Source organism: Asticcacaulis sp. (assembly GCF_051954415.1).
Lineage (GTDB): Bacteria > Pseudomonadota > Alphaproteobacteria > Caulobacterales > Caulobacteraceae > Asticcacaulis.
This window is the reverse complement of sequence record NZ_JBQCHT010000012.1, coordinates 31152-50505: the sequence shown is the minus strand read 5'-3', so window position 1 is coordinate 50505 and position 19354 is coordinate 31152. Positions and strand designations below refer to the sequence as shown.

General features: G+C 61.3%; 15 protein-coding genes. 6 read left to right on the top strand and 9 right to left on the bottom strand.

What is annotated here, in order from left to right; all coding sequences use genetic code 11:
* Positions 1-69: 69 nt before the first annotated feature.
* Positions 70-2337 (bottom strand): alpha/beta hydrolase family protein, encoded by a 2268-nt coding sequence (locus ACTHND_RS04055; RefSeq protein ID WP_440176033.1) that lies wholly within the window; start codon positions 2335-2337, stop codon positions 70-72.
* 205 nt (positions 2338-2542) lie between these two features.
* Between ACTHND_RS04055 and ACTHND_RS04050 the strand changes: the two genes are divergently transcribed.
* From ACTHND_RS04050 to ACTHND_RS04030, 5 genes are all read left to right on the top strand, one after another.
* Entirely contained in the window at positions 2543-3547 is a 1005-nt protein-coding gene (locus tag ACTHND_RS04050; RefSeq protein ID WP_440176032.1) for a LacI family DNA-binding transcriptional regulator, read from the top strand.
* A 134-nt stretch (positions 3548-3681) separates the two neighbouring features.
* Complete coding sequence (locus tag ACTHND_RS04045) at positions 3682-4086, top strand: c-type cytochrome (RefSeq protein WP_440176031.1); 405 nt, start codon at positions 3682-3684, stop codon at positions 4084-4086.
* Positions 4087-4133: 47 nt separating this feature from the next.
* Positions 4134-4940, top strand: a complete 807-nt coding sequence (locus ACTHND_RS04040) for a 3-keto-disaccharide hydrolase (protein ID WP_440176029.1) — start codon at positions 4134-4136, stop codon at positions 4938-4940.
* Between the two features lie 12 nt (positions 4941-4952).
* Entirely contained in the window at positions 4953-5525 is a 573-nt protein-coding gene (locus ACTHND_RS04035; protein ID WP_440176027.1) for a gluconate 2-dehydrogenase subunit 3 family protein, read from the top strand.
* Between the two features lie 9 nt (positions 5526-5534).
* Positions 5535-7226 carry a GMC oxidoreductase gene (locus tag ACTHND_RS04030; protein WP_440176025.1) on the top strand — a complete coding sequence of 564 codons (1692 nt, stop codon included), beginning with the start codon at positions 5535-5537 and terminating at the stop codon, positions 7224-7226.
* 376 nt (positions 7227-7602) lie between these two features.
* Here the strand turns inward: ACTHND_RS04030 and ACTHND_RS04025 are convergent, their stop codons facing one another.
* From ACTHND_RS04025 to ACTHND_RS03995, 7 genes are all read right to left on the bottom strand, one after another.
* A complete protein-coding gene (locus ACTHND_RS04025; RefSeq protein ID WP_440176024.1) occupies positions 7603-8589 on the bottom strand; it encodes an alpha/beta hydrolase in 987 nt (328 codons plus the stop codon).
* 1 nt (position 8590) lies between these two features.
* A complete protein-coding gene (locus ACTHND_RS04020; protein ID WP_440176023.1) occupies positions 8591-9643 on the bottom strand; it encodes a sugar phosphate isomerase/epimerase family protein in 1053 nt (350 codons plus the stop codon).
* Positions 9640-10728 (bottom strand): Gfo/Idh/MocA family protein, encoded by a 1089-nt coding sequence (locus tag ACTHND_RS04015; protein ID WP_440176022.1) that lies wholly within the window; start codon positions 10726-10728, stop codon positions 9640-9642. The genes ACTHND_RS04020 and ACTHND_RS04015 overlap by 4 nt, the downstream gene beginning before the upstream one ends.
* A gap of 50 nt (positions 10729-10778) precedes the next feature.
* Positions 10779-12293, bottom strand: coding sequence for an MFS transporter (locus tag ACTHND_RS04010; protein WP_440176021.1), 1515 nt, complete (start codon positions 12291-12293; stop codon positions 10779-10781).
* Positions 12294-12428: 135 nt separating this feature from the next.
* Positions 12429-14666, bottom strand: coding sequence for a TonB-dependent receptor domain-containing protein (locus tag ACTHND_RS04005; RefSeq protein WP_440176020.1), 2238 nt, complete (start codon positions 14664-14666; stop codon positions 12429-12431).
* Between the two features lie 172 nt (positions 14667-14838).
* The gene (locus ACTHND_RS04000) at positions 14839-16413 is read right to left on the bottom strand and encodes a carboxylesterase/lipase family protein (protein WP_440176019.1); all 1575 of its coding nucleotides are present in this window, start codon (positions 16411-16413) and stop codon (positions 14839-14841) included.
* Positions 16414-16472: 59 nt separating this feature from the next.
* On the bottom strand, positions 16473-16919 hold the full coding sequence (locus ACTHND_RS03995) for a MarR family winged helix-turn-helix transcriptional regulator (RefSeq protein ID WP_440176018.1): 447 nt from the start codon (positions 16917-16919) through the stop codon (positions 16473-16475).
* A 93-nt stretch (positions 16920-17012) separates the two neighbouring features.
* On the opposite strand from ACTHND_RS03995, the gene ACTHND_RS03990 reads away from it, so the two are divergent.
* Complete coding sequence (locus ACTHND_RS03990) at positions 17013-17417, top strand: nuclear transport factor 2 family protein (RefSeq protein ID WP_440176287.1); 405 nt, start codon at positions 17013-17015, stop codon at positions 17415-17417.
* 211 nt (positions 17418-17628) lie between these two features.
* On the opposite strand, the gene ACTHND_RS03985 is transcribed toward ACTHND_RS03990, so the two are convergent.
* A complete protein-coding gene (locus tag ACTHND_RS03985; protein ID WP_440176017.1) occupies positions 17629-19293 on the bottom strand; it encodes a sodium:solute symporter family transporter in 1665 nt (554 codons plus the stop codon).
* Positions 19294-19354: the final 61 nt, after the last annotated feature.

The window sequence follows — 19354 nt, the reverse complement described above, 5'->3', positions numbered from 1 at the left end:
TGCGCAAGACTGTTTCCCGCGTATCTATCCGAATTCAAAGCGTAACGCTCATCACTTTTCCCGCGATATTCAATTCGGATTATAGATTTTCAGGAAATCCACCACAGCCTGAGCCGTCGCCAGCCGGGACTCCTCGGTTGTCAGTTCATGATCACTGCCCGGCAGTTCGGCATAGGTTACCGCCTTGCCGGCGGCCTGAAGCGCATCCCGCATCTGCCGGCTCTGGCGCACGGGCACCGCGCGATCATCGGCCTGATGCACCAGCAGGACCGGCGCCTTGATTTCGTTCACCTGGTTGCGTGGCGACAGAGCGCTCCAGCCGGAGGAATCACCCAGATAGCCGGTAACGATCGATACGGATCCGGGATCGGGCGAGAAGGCGCGCGGCCATTCGGGGTCCGCCGTCAGGCTGGCGATCTGGTCGGGGTCCGGCACGGGACGCTTGCTCTTCACCCAGCCTACATAATCGCCGATATCGGAAATGCCGCCGAGCGAAGCCGCGCAGCGCCAGGTCTCCGGCGTCGTGGCACCTTCCAGCGCCGCGTAACCGCCATAACCATTGCCGATGATACAGACCCGCGCCGGATCGGCCAGACCCTGGCCGACCAGATAACGCACGCCATCGGCCAGGTCGGACTGCATCCGTCGCCCCCACTGGCCTTTGCCCGCCGCCATGAAAGCCGGTCCCGCGCCATCCGACCCGCGATAATTGGGCTGCAGCACCAGATAGCCGCGCGAAGCCAGCACCTGGGCCAGCCAGTCAAACCCGCGACTGTCATGCGCCTGCGGCCCGTCATGCGGCAGGACGATCAGCGGCAGTCGCTTCGGCTCCGGTTTCGGCGGCAGGGTCAGCAAGGCGCCAATTTGCAGACCGTCGCTTGCCTTGTAACTGACGCTCTTTTGCGAGGCGACCCATTCTGATGGCACTTCCGGGTGGATATCACCGATTTCCAGCGTCTTGCCAGTCGTGAAATCGATGAAATGATAGGCGCCCGGCTCCTCGCCGCCCTGGGCGAAGATGATCATGCGGTGCGGATCGCGCGCCGTGGAAACCACCTTGACCGCCTGTCCCGGCGCCGCGTCCTGCGCCTTCCGGTAAAGCTGGCTCATAAGCGGATCAGTCAGGCTGTATTCCGGGGCCTCGCCGGTCTGGACAAAGCCCGCCAGGCGTCCGGTTTCGGGATTAAAGATCGGCCGGTCGCGCGTCGCGTCGCCCGGTTCCAGCGGCGCCGACAGCTTGCCGTCCGCCGTCAGTTCGTAATAATGGAAGCGCCGGTCGGCGCCGCTGGTCCCCGGTTCGGCATCGAAGATCACGATCGACTGGCCGTCACGGCCCAGCCCGGCCATGAAGGGCGCGAAGGTGGTCGCGCGCGTGTCTATCTTTCGCGTCAGCGCCGGCTTCCACTTGCCATCGACCTTGCGCTCGCCATCCACCTTGCGCTCGATGGTGAATTGTTCCCTGGTAAAATTATAGACCGACCGGGCAACGATATTGCCTTGCCTGTCGAGCAGCCAGTCATCGACATAACGATGCTCCCGGTCCAGATCGCCACCGCCATCATCAACCAGCTTGCCCAGCCCGGTTTGCGGATCGCTGCGCCACAGGTAGACGCGCTGGGTTGGCTGTCCGCCCACCGATTGTTGTCGCAATTCGAGATAGGGCCCGATTAGTTGCACCTTGCCGTCCGACACGACAGGTTCCGGTGTGCCGAGGGCCAGATTGGCGTATTCGCTCAGACGCGCGCCCAGATCCGTGCCGGCACGTTCGGACACATTCACCGAGGTCACGGCGGTCTGGGCACGGATACCATAATAGACGCAGCCCGGTGTTTTCAGCGATTCCATCAGTGAGAGCTGTGCCATGGCCTCGGCCGCGCTGCCTTCCTTGGTCGTATCGGTTTCCGGCCGATTGATATGGCTGGACGCTGCGTCACGGCTGGATTGCACCGCGCCTTCACAGGTGCCGCGCAGACCGGTGCGCGTGGTCGAGGTCAGCACATGATCGTCATCCGCCCAGGAAATAGCGGAAATATCGCCGGGATTGAGCTTTACGATCCGCTTGGTCCCATCAGCCACGCGATAGGTTACCAGTGCGCGGTAGCCTTCAAGCCAGGTCACGAAGGCAATCTGCGCTCCGTCCGGGGACAGGGCCGCCTGCTCGATGCGCGGGCGCTTGATGAAGATATCGATCGGCGGCGGCGCATCAGCCGGGCGCGGCCGTAAAGCCCCCTTGACCACCACCTCCGTGGTCGCCTGTGCGCAGGCGTTTTCCATGCCGAAAAGCATGGCGGCCAGGCTTATTCCCGCTGCCGCTACTGCCAGGTGAATGCGTGACATCTCAACCCCCTCATTTATGCCCTTTTGCGCTCTGCGGCGTCATGGCGGACATTTAGGGCACTACAGCGCGAATCCATCCGGTATGCAAGGCGATATGACGCCCTGACGTTTAATGCGAGTGCCGGCGTGCCGTTCAGCATTTTTCTTGGCAACGCAACGCATAAGGCCGTATTGAAGACGCAACAGAATCTTTTCAGGGCTGAATATGTCGACCATTAGCGACGTCGCCAGGCTGGCCGGCGTCTCCACCGCCACGGTGTCCCGCGTGCTCAATGATTACGCCCACGTTTCTCCGGCGGTGCTGGAAAAGGTGATGGGCGCGATCGACCAACTGGGCTACGAGCCGAACCAGATGGCCAAGTCGCTGCGCACGCTCAAGACCTCGCGTCTGATCGTTACCGTGCCCAATATCGCCAATGCCTTCTTCGCCCATATCATCCGCGGAGTCGAGGAAGCGGCGCTGGCTGCCGGCTATACGGTCCTGCTCGGCGATGTCGGGTTTGGCGACAGCGAAGACGCCTATGCCGCCCTGCTGCGCCGCAAGGAGGCTGACGGCATGATCTTCCTCGGCCATACCCTGCCCGCCTCACTCAACGACCTGGTGGCGAAGAAGGGCGCGGCGGCGCCGATTGTCAATGGCTGCGAATTCAGCGATTCCTTAAGCGTCTCCTCGGTCCATATCGATAACGCCCTGGCCGCCCGCCAGGTCATGGATCATCTCTATGGCCTTGACCACCGCCGCATCGGCGTCATCACCGGCGACCTGCGCAGCCCGATCAGCCGCGACCGCCTGCAAGGCGTCACCGCCAGCGCCGACCAGCACGGCCGCAGCAATGACCTGACCATCCTGACCGGCGATTATTCCATCGAATGCGGCGCCGAGATGACCCGGCAGTTGCTGGCCCAGGCCAAACGCCCGTCAGCCCTCTTCTGCTTCAGCGACGACATGGCCTTCGGCGCGCTCCACGCCATCCGCGCCGCTGGCCTGACCTGCCCGGCGGATATCTCCGTGGCCGGTTTCGACGATGTGCACCTGTCGCGGTTTTCCGCGCCATCGCTCACCACCGTGCGCCAGCCCATGCACGAAATCGGTCGCAAGACGGTGGAATTGCTGCTCGGCATTATCGATGGCGGGACCACCGAACGCGTCAATATCACGCTCGATCATGAACTGGTGATCCGCGAAAGCACCGCCGCACCGGAGGCTTAAACGCAGCCCGAAACCTGCGAACGATTCTCTTGGCTTGACGCTATTGTAATCGATTTCAAGTCGTGTTACCCATTTTGAAAAATGCGGATCGTGCGCCATGATCGCTCGTCCCGAACAGGTCGCAGGAGCCTTCAGTGCCGATATTTGCCCGTCGTCTTTTCTTTTCCGTAATCCTTGCCGCCACGCCCGCTTTCGCCGCCCAGGCCGCCCCCGCGATTGACGCCGCCCAGCTTTCCGCCGGCGAAAAAGTCTTCGCCCAGTGCAAGGCGTGCCATGCGATCGAAAAAGGCAAGGCCGATGGCGTGGGCCCCAATCTTTACGGCGTCTATGGCAGCAAGGCCGGCGCCCATTCCGCCACTTTCAAATATTCCGCCGCCATGAAGGCATCCGGGCAGACCTGGAATGACGCCACGCTGAACAGTTTCCTGCTGGCACCGATGAAGGCCGTACCGGGCACGAAAATGACCTATGGCGGCGTCAAGGACGACGCCAAACGCGCCGCCCTGGTCTATTATCTCAAGATCAAGTCGGCGGAATAAAACGACGCAGAGTCTGAACACAGACCTGGCAATACGGGATGGAAACGATGAAGCATTTGAGTCTGATGACTCTCGGAGTCTGTCTACTGTTCAGTTCGCCGGTTTTCGCCGGTGATCTCGGCTTTACCGACACCCCCATGCTGCCGGGCGGCAAGTGGCACGTCCATGATCCGGCGCGACCGCACCCTGCCATCGTCACGCCCGGAAAGACGGCCAGAGAGGCACCTTCCGACGCTATCGTCCTGTTCGACGGCACCTCGCTCGACGCCTTCGTCACCGCCGACGGCGAGCCGGCGGACTGGAGCCTGGCCAACGGCAGCATGACCGTGCCGCACCGCGAAGGGCCGCATGGTGACGGCAGCCTGACCACGAAACAGGCGTTCGGCGACATCCAGTTGCATATCGAATTCCGCGAACCCGCCGATGTCACCGGCACCTCGCAGGCGCGCGGCAATTCCGGCGTCATCCTGATGGGCCAGTATGAAATTCAGGTGCTGGATTCCTATGATAATCCCACCTATGCCGATGGCCAGGCGTCGGCCGTCTATGCCTGGAAGCCGCCGCTGGTGAATGCCGCGCGCAAACCCGGTGAATGGCAGACCTACGACATCATCTTCGAGCGTCCGCATTTCGATGCCGCCGGCAAGGTGCTGAAACCCGCCTATGTCACCGTACTGCATAATGGCGTGCTGACGCAGAATCACCAGGACATCCTCGGCAAGACCGACTGGCGGACCCTGGCCACCTACCATCCGCACGCCGACGCCCTGCCCTTCACCTTGCAGGATCACGGCAGCGCGGTGTCCTACCGCAATATCTGGGTGCGCAAACTGGCGCCCCAAGAAAGCGAATAAGGAGGAATAAGCATGGCCCACGACCATTCCCATATCGACAGGCGCAGCCTTTTGACCGGCATCCTCGCCATGGTCGGTGGCGCGGCCGTGGCCCCCATCGCCCGCGCCATGCAGGCCGGCATGGACCCCGGCTTCAAATCCACTGCCCCCTATATGACCCCGGATCAGCGCGCACTTACCGCCGCCGTTTCCGAGCGCATTATCCCCACCACCGATACACCGGGCGCCATCGCCGCCGAAGTGCCGGCCTTTATCGAGATGATGCTGTCGGAATGGTACTGGCCAGGCGAGCGCGACATGGTCATGGGCGGGCTTGCCGCCATGGACGCCTATGCGCGGAAAACCCATAGTAAAGCCTTTGCCACCACCAAGCCGGAACAACAGGATGCCATACTGACCCTGGCCATGAACCAGACGCTTCCCGATGCCCCAGCGGACAGTTTCGAGCATCTGCGGCAACTGGTTATCTTCGGCTATTACAGCTCCGAGATCGGCTGCACGGTCGAGCGCGTCTATCTGCCGGTGCCAGGCCGTTACGACGGCGCCTATCCCTATGCCGAAGTCAACCGCGTCTTCTCGTCTTAAGGGCCAGCCATGTCAGATTATGAATTCGATGCCATCGTCATCGGCTCCGGGGTTTCCGGCGGCTGGGCCGCCAAGGAACTGACCGAAAAAGGCATGAAGGTTCTGATGCTCGATCGCGGCCGCATGGTCGAGCACAGCGCCGACTACACCTATGAAGGCACCGGCCCGTGGGAACAGCCCTATCGCGGCCAGACCCCGCCGGCCCTGCTGGAGGACGATTACTACGCCGCGCGCTACGGCGGCGCCGGTCAAACGGCGGTGAAAGGCTTCATGAACAATGACCGCCTGAACCCCTATGCCATAAAGGACGGCCCGGAGTTCCGCTGGGTGCGGCCGGGTATTGTCGGCGGCAAGTCGATCACCTGGGGGCGCGTGTCCCTGCGGTTCGGCCCGCAGGATTTCGAGGCCAATGGCAGGGACGGCCACGGCAATGACTGGCCCATCCGTTACGATGACATCGCGCCGTGGTATTCCTATGTCGAAAAATACGCCGGCATCGCCGGATCGAAAGAGGGCCTGCCTCATCTGCCCGACGGCGAGTTCCAGCCGCCGCACCCGATGAATGTCGCCGAAACCTGGCTGAAGGACCGGCTGGAAAAAGCCATGCCCGACCGCAAGGTCATATCGATCCGCACGGCCAACATGACCGAGGACAAGCCGGAACAGGGCCGGTCGCGCTGCCAGAGCCGGTCGCAGTGCAATCGCGGCTGTTCGTTCGGGGCCTATTTCTCGACCCAGGCCGTGACACTTCCCGCTGCGCGCGCCACCAATCGGCTGACCCTTCTGTCCGACCAGGTGGTGACCTCGCTGGAATACGACCCGAAGACGAAGCGCGTCACCGGCGTCCGCACCATAGACGCAAATACACAAGCGGCCCATACCTATCGTTCACGCATCGTCTTCCTGTGCGCCTCGGCCATGGCGTCGAACCAGATCCTGCTCAATTCAAAACTGCCGGGCAGCGACCGCAGCTTCGCCGACTCAAGCGGGAAACTGGGGCGCTACATCATGGACCACCCCATGCTGACCCTGTTTTCCGGCAACCTGCCCGAAGGCACCCATGCCGATGTGATCGAATATGGCCGCAAGCCCGCCGGCATCTATATTCCGCGCTTCCGCAATCTCGACGGCCAGGACGCCGATGCCGACTTCCTGCGCGGCTATGGCTGCCAGGGCGGCGGCAGTCGTGGTGTCTCCAGCGCGGTCGGTTTCGGGGCATCGATGAAGGCGGGCCTGCGTAAATACGGCCTGTGGTCGGTGGGCTTCAATGTCTTCGGCGAGTGCCTGCCCTATCTCGACAATACGATCACCCTTCACCCGACCAAGGTCGACCGCTTCGGCGTGCCTCAGGCCCTGTTCAATGTCACCTACCGCGACAATGAAAAGAAGATGATGGCCGATGGCGTCCGCCAGGGCCGGGCCATGATGGAGGCCGCCGGCCTGATCAATATTTCGGCGGAGGAAAAGCCGCACATTCCCGGTGACTCGATCCACGAAATGGGCGGCGCCTGCATGGGCAAGGATCCGCGCACCTCAGTCACCAATGCCTGGAACCAGTTGCATGACGCGCCCAATGTCTTCGTCACAGATGGCGCCGCCATGGCCTCGACCTCCTGCGTCAACCCGTCCCTGACCTTCATGGCTTTCACCGCCCGCGCGGCGGATCATGCCGTGAAGCAGGTGAAGGCGGGCGTGATCTGATGACTTTGCGCGGCGCATCCGATCCCCTCAAGGAGGCGCCGCCGCAAACCGTAACATCCCCTCCTGTGTTACGGTCCAAACCCTGGGCGCCGCCAATGGTGCTCAGGGTTCTTTTTGAGGAAACGCCCGGTAGCTTGGTGGCAAATAGTGAAGATCAAGGAAAACCGCAGATTACGCAGATTGCGCAGATTTTTCAGCGTGCAACTGTTAGCTTTCGAGCACGGATGTGGTCGTAAATGCTTGGCGCTTCGCGCCGAAAACAGTCGGCTTTCAAGTACAGAAAGGTACAGGTCATGCGCTGAAAAATCTGCGCAATCTGCGGATAACCCGACTCCTGTAAAAAACGATGTAAAGTCGGCTCCTGAGGCCGCTCTCCCTATCCCATCAGCCCCTGGCTGCGGGCGAAATTGACCAGCAGTTGCGGCCAGATGTGATAGGGGCGATCAGGATCAGCCTTCATGCCAAACCCATGCCCGCCGCTGGCGAACAGATGAGTCTCGACCGTGATTCCCTTGGCTTTCAGTGCATCCCTCATGACGATCGAATTGGCCACCGGCACGGTCGTGTCATCCTCGGCCTGGGTCAGGAACATCGGCGGGGTCTGCGCATCGACATTGTGGTCCGGCGCATAGCGGGCGATCTGTTCGGCAGTCGCCGGCGCACCGAAGAGCGATGGCGCGGTGCCTTCGTAGGCAATGGCGGGATCAAGCGAAATGACGGGGTAGATCGGCGCGGCGATCAGCGGGCGGGCGTCTAACTGATCAGCCGCATCGACCGGCGCATAGAGCGCCTGCGCATGACGGGTAGCCAGCGAGGCAGTCACGAAGCCGCCGGCGCTGAATCCGGCCACGCCGACACGCTTCGGATCGATCTTATACTGCGCCGCATTCTGGCGGATCAGGCGCATGGCGCGCTGGGCGTCGATCGTGCCGACATCGGCGGCATTCTGCCAGCCATCATTGGCCAGCCGGTAGAACAGGACGAAACAGGTGATGCCCTGTGTGTTGAGATAGTCGGCCAGTTGATAGCCTTCGTGGTCGAAATAATTCCACCAGAAGCCGCCGCCGGGAATGATCAGCATGGCGCCGCCATTGGGGTTCTCGGCCGGAAAGACCGCCATGCGGGGCTTCGATATGCCCTGAACGCGGCGGAACTTGATCGCCGGATCGGTCGAGGTCTCCTCGACATGCTCCTTCATGTCCGGATGCAACTGGCCGGGCGCGCCTTTCGGCCACAGATCGATCGTGCCCGCAGGCGTGGGCCAGCCGGCCACGACTTTTGCGGTATCAGGGGCAGCGGTCTGGGCCATGGCCCCTCCGGCGGTCAAAACGAGCGGGGCCAGCAAGAGCGAACGACGATCCATTTCAAAGTCCCATCAAATTACGAAGTGACTCTTTCGATACGCCGCTACCGGCGAAGTCGTCAAACGCCTTTTCGGTGACGCGGATGATATGGTCGCGGATAAAGGGCGCGCCTTCGCGGGCGCCGTCTTCCGGATGCTTCAGGCAGCACTCCCATTCCAGCACCGCCCAGCCGTCGTAATCGTACTGCGCCAGCTTCGAGAAAATGCCCTTGAAGTCGACCTGGCCATCGCCCAGAGACCGGAAGCGGCCCGGCCGGTCGACCCAGCCCTGATAGCCGCCATAGACGCCGGACCGGCCGCTGGGATTGAACTCGGCGTCCTTGACATGGAACATCTTTATCCGCTCGTGGTAGATGTCGATATAGCTGAGATAATCAAGCTGTTGCAGCACGAAATGGCTGGGATCGAACAGGATATTGGCGCGATTGTGACCGCCCACCTCATCGAGGAAGCGCTCGAAGGTGGCACCATCGTGCAGGTCTTCGCCGGGGTGGATTTCATAGCAGCAATCGACGCCAGCCTCCTCAAAGGCATTCAAAATCGGCAGCCAGCGCCGGCCCAGTTCCGCGAAAGCTTCCTCGACCAGCCCCGCCGGGCGTTGCGGCCACGGATAGACATACGGCCAGGCCAGCGCGCCGGAGAAGGTGGCGTGCGCCTTGAGCCCCAGGCGCTGCGAGGCTTTCGCCCCCAGCTTGACCTGCTCCACCGCCCACGCCTGCCGCGCCTTCGGCCTGCCATGCAGGCTGAGCGGCGCGAAACCATCGAACAGGGTGTCATAGGCCGGATGGACGGCGACCAGTTGGCCTTGCAGATGGGTGGATAGCTCGGTGACGACCAGACCGTATTGCGCCAGCATCCCGCTGATCTCATCGGCATAGGTCTGGCTTTGGGCGCACTTTTCCAGATCGAAAATCGCCGGCGAAGAGGTCGGGATTTGCAGCCCCTTGTAGCCAAGGCCCGCCGCCCACTGTGCCATGCCTTCCAGTGTGTTGAAGGGGGCCTTGTCGCCGAGGAACTGCGCCAGAAAAATACCGGGGCCTTTGAGTGTCTTCACAGCAGTGTCTCCCAGCTTTTGTTGCGGCTCGATCGAATGGCCGTCTCGATAAAGGCCATGCCGCGCACGCCATCGTCTATGCCCGGCACCAGTGATGGCGCACCGGTCGATATCTCGTCGGCGAAATCGCGGTAAAGCGTGGCGAAGGCTTCGAGATAGCCTTCCGGATGACCGGCCGGCACACGTGCGCCGTAGGTCAGATAAGGTGTGCCGGCGTGCAGGACCTGTGTGGGTGCATCATGCCCGTTGATCGTCAGGGTGTTGGGCTGTTCCTGGCTCCAGTCGATGCCGCCCGTTTCGCCATAGACGCGCAGACGCAGGCCATTGCGGTCACCGGCGGCGATCTGCGACGACACCAGCACGCCGCGCACACCATTCTCATAGCGCAGCAGCACATTGCAGTCGTCATCGAGCGTTCGGCCGGGCACCACGATGCCGAGGTCGGCGCAAAGGCTTTCGACCTTCGCCCCGCTGACAAATTCGCTGAGATGAAAGGCGTGAACGCCGATATCGGCGATGCAGCCGCCAAGGCCCGATTGCGCCGGATCGGCCCGCCAGTCGGCTTGCTTGTTGTGCAGTTCCTGCGACAGCCAGCCCTGGCTGTACTCGACCACGATCTTGCGCACCTTGCCGATCCGCCCTTCGGCGATCAGTTTCCGCGCCTCACGCACCAGCGGATAGCCGCTATAGGTATAGGTCAGGCCGTAAGCCTTGCCACTGGTGCGCACGATGTCGCGCAGGCGCAGGGTTTCTTCGAGGTTCAGTGTCGCCGGCTTATCGCACAGTACATTGAAACCGGCTTGCAGCGCGGCTTTGGCGATCGGGAAATGGGTGTCATTGGGCGTGACAATGGCGATCAGGTCGAGCCGCCCCTTTTCCTGAGCCAGCATCTCCTGCCACGAGGCGTAAACACGGTCTGCCGACAGGCCGTAGCCCTCGCCCGCCGCGGCATTCTTTCCGGCATCGCGGCTGAAGGCGCCGGCGCTCAAGGTGAACCGGTCATCCAGCCGCGCCGCGATTCCGTGAACGGGGCCAATAAATGCGCCCGGTCCACCGCCCACCATGCCTAGTCTTAGCTTTGTCATATCTTCTCTTTTATATTTCCCCCTTTCCCCTCATGAGGGAGAGGGGATTATTAGTGCATCTCACCAATCACCACCGGCTTATATCCCCCCTTGCGGCGGAACCACAGGATCAGCCCCAGGAAGATCAGGCAGGTGATGACCGGCAAGAGGGCCACCTCCTTCAGGGCGTCTTTCTTGGCGCTGCCGGAAAGTCCCTCCAGCACAGCCTTGTCGGCATCCGAAGCCACCGCCACCTTCGCCTCATCCAGCGCCTTGTAGCGACCGAACACACTGACCCTTTCCGTCAGGTACTGTTCGGAAAGCGTGGTCTGGTGCGTGGCGTCATGCAGCCTCAGCCCGTCACGGGTCGAATTATCCTGCGCCGCGCCCAGCAGCACCGAGCCGACAATGCCCGCCGCCAGCATACCGCCGCCGGCCAGCATATTCAGCGTCACCGCGCCCCCCTTGGGGAACTGCTCGGAGGCCACGCCCAGAGCCGTACCCCAGAAGAAGCTCTTGCCGATGCCGTAGAAAGTCGCCGCGGCCAGGATGGCCAGGCCGGTGGCCCCCGACATCAGGAACAGGCCCGCTGCCGCAAGCGCCGAGGCCATGGCCAGCACGCCCAGCGGATTGAGCCACTTGATCAGCGTGCCGGCGAAGATCCGGATGACGAAAACCAGCGCCGAGGTATAGATCAGCACCCAGCCGGCGGCGAGGCCGAGCCTGTTCATTTCCGGCGTCATCAGCGACGAAATCCAGCTATCCGTCGAAAGTTCGGTGACCGCCAGGGGCATCATCACCAGCACCAGCAGGATGAACAGCGGCCGCCCCGGCGAACGGGCGAAAAAGGCATAGATCAGGGCCAGAACCGCCGCCGTACCGAACGACACCACCGGCGACAGGGCGAAGACACGCCCGACTTCGAGCATGATCAGGGCCGCCAGGATAAAGGCCGAGATGAACCCCGCCTCGCCCAGCATGGTGCGGTAGGAGACACCCGACGCGACGCGCTCGGAGACCGGGAATTTGCGACCAATCAGCAGCACCGTATAGACCAGCACCGGAATGATCATCAGCCCGACCTTCATTCTCCAGTCAAAGCCGCCGAGGCTGTCCAGCCCCATGGCCAGCAGCCCGCCCAGGATCATGCCGCCGGGCCAGGCGGCGTGCAGGCGATTGAGCCATTTCGATTTGTCATGTGCAAACAGGGTAGCGATCAGCGGATTGGCGGCGGCCTCCACCGCGCCATTGCCGAGCGCCATGATGAAGGTGCCGGCATAGAGCGACCAATAGCCGGTGGCGGTAAAAAGCAGGCCCAGCCCCATGATATGGCAAAGCGCGGCGAACCACAGGGTCACCCGGAAACCGATGCGGTCGATGAACAGCGACATCAGCACGATGGTGATGGAAAACGGCCACAGGCCGACGCCGAGCAGTTCGCCCTTCTGCGTTTCGGTCAGGGTAAAATCGATGCCCCAGTTATCGATGACCAGCGCACGCAGAATGAAGCAGAAGGAGGTGGCGGTAATGGCGGCAAAGGCGGTGGTGAAGAGCCAGCCCTGACCTTTCCGGGTGATCATATCCATGACAAATTCCCTGCATTTCGGGCCATCACGGATAGAGCCCCCCGTCCGGCCGTTTTTTGATCGTCCGAAAGGTGTAATCGATTACAGAAAAAATGCAAAGAAAAAGGCAGAACCTAGCGGTTCCGCCCTTGTTTCCTACATCGGGCCGCCACCGCCGCCCGGAGGGCCGCCCCACCCGCCGGGGCCACGCCGGCCATTCCATTGCCCTTCGCCATCCTTGTTGCTGCTGGCGCCACCAAGCGTATAGCTGAGGCCGACCATGATGACCTGGCCCTGCAGACTGCGCGAAGATTCGCTGTAGATGGTATCGGTATCGACGATCGTCTTGAATTTCGCCGTGCGGAACGGATCCTGCACCGTGACGACCAGCGCCGCCTTCGGCGTCACCTGGTGACGATAGGACAGATTGCCCATGCCGAAAGGCGCGCGATAGCCCTGGCCGGTCAGTTGCTTGCCGCGGGCGAAATAGCTCAACTGGAAGCGATCCTTGGCTGTGGCCGTATAATCGAAGCTGATACGCCCGCTCAAGGTCGTGGCTTCGGTATCGCGGGTCTGCGAAGCCGCGTCCAGCTTGGTATAGGCCAGGTTGCCGTTCAGACGCAGGGAGAGCTTCTGCGTCAGCTTGCCATCGAAATTGCCTTCCAGTCCGCCCGACTGGCTGTCGCCGAAATTGCGCTTGGTGGTCAGCAGCACCTGGGGCGCATCGGGATCGGTCTGCGGCAGGTAGTAGCTGTAATCGGTGATTTCGTTATCGGTCTTCCGGTAATAGGCACGGATCTGGTAATTGATCTTGCCTGCGCTCTTTTCGTAACCGGCCTCGAACGAATCCGTCTCTTCCGGCTTTAGGTCGGGATTACCCTGGCTGACATTCTGTTCGTCACGATAGGTCCGGAAGGGGTTCAGATCCTGGGCCTGCGGGCGACGCAGGCGGTGCGAATAGGAAAAGCGCAGCTTGGTGCTGTCATTCAGGGCATAGGTCGCAAAGGCGCTGGGGCTGATCTTGGTATAGTTGATGTGGCTGGCCGTATCGTCCGTCGTTATATCCGGATTGCCATAGTTTTCGGTATTGAGATCGAGCGCCTCGGCGCGCAGGCCGCCCTGAACCGTCCACTTTTCGCCGATCGGCTGCTGCCAGGTGATATAGGCCGCACTCAGGGTCTGGTCATAGGCAAAATCATTGGTCAGCAGGGCGGCATTCTTGCCCGTGGCGAAGTTGCTGAAGCTGTTATTGTCCTGGGTGATCTGGATGCCGGTGGTCATCTGAGCGTCACCGAAGGGCCGGACATAATCGACGCTGAAGACGGCATTGTGGAAGTCGCTTTGGGCGATGCGCTTATCGATATCCGTTGTGCCGTCGCTGTTGGCGTTCGTGGCATCCGTCGTTGTATTGCCGACGGAACGACCAAAGCGCAGGTCGGTCTTCAGGCTTTCGCCGGCCTGCTTGCCGGTGTGGTTCCAGTTCAGGTCGAAGCTGAAATCATCATGCGGACCGGTATTGTGCGAGGTCCGCGTATAGCCCCCCTGATAGGCGCCATCGGCCCCGTAATTGGCATAGGTTTCCTGACTGTCATTGTCCATCTCCCGGCGTGACCAGGCAACCTGGGAACCGATCGAGTCGTTTTCACCCAGATTGTAGTCGATCCCGGCATTGGCCGAGACATTGTCCATCTTGCCTTCGGCGGCGCCCGACTGTTCGGTGGTCGTATCACTCATCAGATTTTGCGAGACCGAGCCGGAGCGGTTCGGGCGCTGGTCATGGCGGATACTCAGACCGCCGCTGATCGTGTATTTACCGGTATTGCGCGCGCCATTGAGCGAGGCATTGTAACGCCCATCACCGATATTGGCATTGATCGCGCCGCTGGTGCCGGGCTTGCGGTTCTTGCGCATCACCAGATTGATGATGCCGCCGGAACCTTCCGAGGAAAAAGCCGCGCCGGGATTAGTCATGACCTCAATGGAATCGATATCGCCCGACGACATGGATTGCAGCGCGCCGGCGCGGTTATCGCCCTGCATCATCACCGACGGCTTGCCATCGACATAGACCTGGACGCTGGAATTGCCGCGCAGGGTGACATTGCCGGTGGGGTCGACATTGACCGACGGCACCTTGTTCAGGGCATCCGCCGCCGTACCGGTCTGGCTGTCGATGTCCTTGGTATTGTCATAGACCTGGCGGTCGATCTTGTTCTGCGCCTTCTTGCCCTCGACGGTTACGGTGGTTGTCGGCGCCTCATCCGGCTTTGCCACCGCATCAGGCGCGGCCTGAGGCGGCGCTGCCTCCTGCGCCATCACCGGCAAGGCCCCGGCCACACAGCCGCAAAGGATCAGGCCATAAAGGCCCGTAGTCATGAATTGGGTCGAACGCATTATGCCGCCTGAAATTTGTATAATCCTCGTCCCTCCCGCATAACGGGTGAAAGCGACCGTTAAAGGGCGGAACTGTTTCTGTAACGCAAAATGTCTGACATTCCGTCGAATGAAAAACATCTGCCTGCGTGGGATATATAGGGGCAGCCTCTGAACCGGACCTGAACGACTGTCAGGGCGCCGTTGCCGCTGTCACGTCCAGCCGCGCCTTCCACGGATCGGGAATAGCCGCCGGCGTGCCATCCGGCGCGAAGTTCATCAACACATCGGCCTTCGGATCATATTGCGGCCATTCCGGCAGGCCGGCGCCATTGGGATTGCCGTTTTTGGCGAAATTGGCCCAGTAGCTGTTGGTCTGATCGGCGATCTTCTCATCCGCCGCCGTGAGCTTATCGCCATACTTGGCCCTGACCGTATCCATGACATAGGGAATTTCCGTGGCGTGGGGCGTGCCGGTCTTCCATTCCGCCTTCATCGAATCGGCCACATAGGCGTAGCGGTATTCATAGCTCGGCACCCCTTGTGTTGCCAATACGGAGGCCACGAAGCGCGCCGGCTCGATCATCATCCGGTCCATGCCCATGAAGTAGCGGATGACCTCGACCGGGAAGTTGCCCATCGGGTCATAGGCCGCCTTGGCCTCGTCGATATGGCTGCCGAAAGGCGCGAAGGCCGCCTCCTTGGTCTGGGCGAAGTTGAAACCGATATCGGCCGAATTGGCGCCGATCATCAGCGGCACCTTGTTATAGCGGCCGGCCAGATAGGCCGACTGCGGGTCTTCGACGACGATCCTGCCGTCGACCATCGGCCCACCATAAGTATCGCTCGTCATATTGGCCAGGTTGAGCTTGTCGACGATCGTCTCCGCCGGCAGGGCACGCAGTTTCGCCAGAGCCGCGGCGTCCGTGCCCTCGATGCCGTTCTTTTTCGCCAGCGCCACGCCGAGCGTTTCCGACGACGGCACATTGGGCAGGTCTTCGTGCAAACGGCGCTCGCCCATCAGATTACCGCGTCCGCCGCCGGACTGGATGATCGCCCTGGCAAACAAACCTTTCGTCAGGGGCGAGGTCATCAACATATGGACGCTGCCGCCGCCGGCCGATTCGCCGAAAATGGTGACATTGGCCGGATCGCCGCCAAAGGCCGCGATATTGGCCTGCACCCATTTCAGCGCTGCGATCTGATCCATATAGCCGTAATTGCCGAGCAGCCCGCCGTCTTTGTTTTCAGCCGTCAGGGCCGGATGCCCGAAGAAGCCGAATCGTCCCAGTCGGTAATTGAAACTGACCATGATGACGCCCTTTTTCGCAAAGGCTGAGCCGTCATAGACCGCCGGTGACGAGCCACCATTGACGAAGCCGCCACCATAGATCCACACCATCACCGGCAGTTTCTTGTCTGCCACATGCGCCGGGCGCCAGACATTGAGCACCAGGCAGTCTTCTGAAGGCGCGGTGCCGAGCGGCGCCGCATCGCCGCCAAACGGTTCCTGCATACAGTCATGGCCGTAATGATCGGCTTTCAAGGTGGTCGTCCAGTGCGCCGCCGGCTGCGGCGCCCGCCAGCGCAGATCGCCCACCGGCGGGGCGGCAAAGGGAATGCCCTTGAAGCTTTCGACACCATCGGCCGTCATGCCCGATACCGGCCCGCTGGCGGTTTTCACCGGTGTCTGAGCCAGGGCCGGAAACGCAACAATAGCCGACAGAATTGCCGCGCTCATCAGCGCGCCACGCATAACAGACACCATAACAGCCTCCCTCGGCTTTATTTGTTGAGCGGTAGCTTACGCCCGCAAACGGCAGGGGGTCAATCGGCGATTGCCGCCGCCAGTTCGCCAAGAATGGTCCGCAACTGCGCCATCCTTTCCGTGCCGATCCGCGCCGCGCATTGCGCCTCCAGATCGAAGCTAAGCGCCACCAAGGCATCCCACACCTGGCGGCCGCGCGTCGTCAGGATGACCAGCTTGGCGCGGGCATCGGTCGGGTCCGGCGCAATGGTGACATAACCGAGATCAGCCAGGTTGCCCGCCAGATAGGCCATGCTCTGCTTGGTCATTTCGGCCAGTTCGGCCAGGTCCGATACGCGCGACCCTTCCGGCCGGATATAGCGAAACACACTGGAATGGGCCGGGCGAATATCGCCGAAACCGCGCGCCGCCAGTCCGGCATAGACCTTGACCTGCAAGACCTCATAGGGCTTGCGCAACAGGGAGCCCAGGGTGACGCGGGCTTCGGATATGGTGGTGTTACTCATTTTTTTGTTCTGCCACATTGACAGTCTATCTGTCCATATGTATTTAGACAGTCGATCTGTCTAAACGATGTTATTTGAAGGAGACTAGCCGTGATGAATCCCACCGCCGCTGAAATCAACCTGGCCGTTGTCGATGCCCATATGAAGGGCGAGGCCACCGATCCGGCCTCGATCATGAACCTCTATGCCGAGGGCATTGTGCTCGACATGCCAAGCCGCGACATGCGGCTGGATACGCTGCAAGCCATCGAGGCCAACTACCGCGCCCTGTTCGGTTCGATCGAACTGCTGTCCATGCAGCCGCTTGATCGCTTCGCCACGCACGATCGCGTGGTCGATGACTGCATCGTCCAGTTCAAGGTCACCGGCAAGGGCTATGCCAAGCTGCCCTTCCCCATCGGCGCTGTTATCGAACTGCGCCTGCTGCATGTGTTCCAGATGCAGGATGGCAAGATCGCCCGCGAGACCGTCTTCGAATCGTGGAAGCCGATCCAGTAAACAAAAAAGGCGGCGAAGGTTTCCCCTCGCCACCTGTTTTTATTTCTACGAACGGAAGATGAAGCGCTGTGATGAGTCGAAAACCGTTAGCTGGCGAGAAGCGGAGCGCAGCGTACTTGAGTACGTGAGCACCGCATCGCCAGTATCGTGAAAACGATACGTAAGAACGTATCTTGGCAGATGACGGTTTGCAGACCGCCACAGCGCTTCGTCACCAGAAGTACCAGTAAAGGCCGACCAGGATCACAATCACGCCGATCGCCAGGGCGTTGACCACCGGGGTTGTCTTGAAGCTGACGCCTTCCAGCGTGAGCGTCGAGACCTCCCGCTTGTTCGGCACCACCAGCGAGACGGCGACGCACAGGCCAAGCGCGATCCAGAAGACCCAGCCGACGCGGTTCATGAACGGCATGTCCGGCAAGGTGGTCGCCATGAAGCTGTTGCTGAAACCGAGGAAATCCGGATGTGTATGCAGGTATGACGCCACATAGAAGAAGCACGACATCAGGAAGCCGCCGGCCACGGCCGCGAAGGCGCCTGCCGTCGAGCAGCGTTTCCAGAACATGCCGAGCGCGAAGATGACCACGATGCCCGGCGTGAAAAAGCCGGTGAAATCCTGGATATACTGGAAGGCCTGGTCGAAGGAACCGACCAGCGGCTTGGCGACGATGACCGCGATGATCACCGAAACGACCGCCGCGACACGGCCCACCATAACCAGGGTCTTTTCATCGAGGTCACGCTTGAGCGGCGCCACGATATCGATGGTGAAGATGGTGGCGATCGAGTTGATCTTCGAGGCCGTCGACGAGATGACGGCAAACGTAAGCGCCACAAAGACGAGGCCGAGCAGGCCGGTCGGCAGCAGGGTCATCATCTGCGGATAGGCCTGGTCGGGCTTCGGCAGCCCCGGCGCCAGGATCAGGGCGGCCATCCCCGGCACGACCACAATCAGCGGCATCAGCAGCTTGAGATAGGCGGCAAAGGCGATGCCTTTCTGGGCTTCCGGCAGCGACTTGGCGGCCAGGGCGCGCTGGATGATGTACTGGTTGAAACCCCAGTAGGAGATGTTCATGATCCACATGCCGCCAACCAGCACGGCGATACCCGGCAGATCCTTGTAATGCTCGGACGACTTGTCGAGGATCATGTGGAAGTGGTCGGGGAAGTTTGCCCGCAGCTTGTTGAAACCATCGACAAAGCCGGTGATATTGGCCTCGCCGCCGATCTTTGAAAGCGTCAGGCCGGCGATGATCAGGCCGCCCAGCACCAGAAGCGTCACCTGGACGATGTCGGTCAAAGCCACGGCCTTCAGCCCACCGGATAACTGATACAGCAGGGCAAAGGTGCCAAGCGCGATCAGCACGGTCAGGGTATCGAGGCCGGTCACGGTGGTCACCGCCGTGCCCCCCAGCCACAGGATCGAGGTCAGGTTGACGAAAACATAGAGGATCAGCCAGAAAACCGCCATCAGATACTTCACCGACGGGCCGAAGCGGGTCTGCAGGAAGCCCGGCATGGTCTGGATGCCGTTGCGCAGGAAGACCGGCAGGAAGTATTTCCCGACTATGATCAGGGTGATGGCCGCCATCCATTCATAGGAGGCGATGGCCAGACCGATCTTGTAGCCCGATCCCGACATGCCGATGATCTGCTCGGCGGAGATGTTGGCGGCAATCAGCGAGGCGCCGATGGCCCACCACGGCAGGGTATTGCCGGCCAGGAAGTAGCCGTTCGAGGTGACCGCCTCGCCCGCCTTGCGGCGCGAGACGACCTGGGCCAGGACGAAGATGGAGACGGCGTAAAAGAGCACGATCCAGATATCGAGACTCTTCAGAAAGCTGCTCGCCGGCAGCAGTGAAGCTAAATCAGGCATGTTTCCCCTCTTGGGCGCGTCGGATAACGCCCGTGATTTATATTATCATACAATTGGCACA

Bases quoted from the DNA above. Each gene is read 5' to 3' on its own strand.
- ACTHND_RS04055 (WP_440176033.1), bottom strand. From the start codon at position 2,337: ATGTCACGCATTCACCTGGCAGTAGCGGCAGCGGGAATAAGCCTGGCC.
- ACTHND_RS04050 (WP_440176032.1), top strand. From the start codon at position 2,543: ATGTCGACCATTAGCGACGTCGCCAGGCTGGCCGGCGTCTCCACCGCC.
- ACTHND_RS04040 (WP_440176029.1), top strand. From the start codon at position 4,134: ATGAAGCATTTGAGTCTGATGACTCTCGGAGTCTGTCTACTGTTCAGT.
- ACTHND_RS04035 (WP_440176027.1), top strand. From the start codon at position 4,953: ATGGCCCACGACCATTCCCATATCGACAGGCGCAGCCTTTTGACCGGC.
- ACTHND_RS04030 (WP_440176025.1), top strand. From the start codon at position 5,535: ATGTCAGATTATGAATTCGATGCCATCGTCATCGGCTCCGGGGTTTCC.
- ACTHND_RS04025 (WP_440176024.1), bottom strand. From the start codon at position 8,589: ATGGATCGTCGTTCGCTCTTGCTGGCCCCGCTCGTTTTGACCGCCGGA.
- ACTHND_RS04015 (WP_440176022.1), bottom strand. From the start codon at position 10,728: ATGACAAAGCTAAGACTAGGCATGGTGGGCGGTGGACCGGGCGCATTT.
- ACTHND_RS04010 (WP_440176021.1), bottom strand. From the start codon at position 12,293: ATGGATATGATCACCCGGAAAGGTCAGGGCTGGCTCTTCACCACCGCC.
- ACTHND_RS04005 (WP_440176020.1), bottom strand. From the start codon at position 14,666: ATGCGTTCGACCCAATTCATGACTACGGGCCTTTATGGCCTGATCCTT.
- ACTHND_RS04000 (WP_440176019.1), bottom strand. From the start codon at position 16,413: ATGGTGTCTGTTATGCGTGGCGCGCTGATGAGCGCGGCAATTCTGTCG.
- ACTHND_RS03995 (WP_440176018.1), bottom strand. From the start codon at position 16,919: ATGAGTAACACCACCATATCCGAAGCCCGCGTCACCCTGGGCTCCCTG.
- ACTHND_RS03990 (WP_440176287.1), top strand. From the start codon at position 17,013: ATGAATCCCACCGCCGCTGAAATCAACCTGGCCGTTGTCGATGCCCAT.
- ACTHND_RS03985 (WP_440176017.1), bottom strand. From the start codon at position 19,293: ATGCCTGATTTAGCTTCACTGCTGCCGGCGAGCAGCTTTCTGAAGAGT.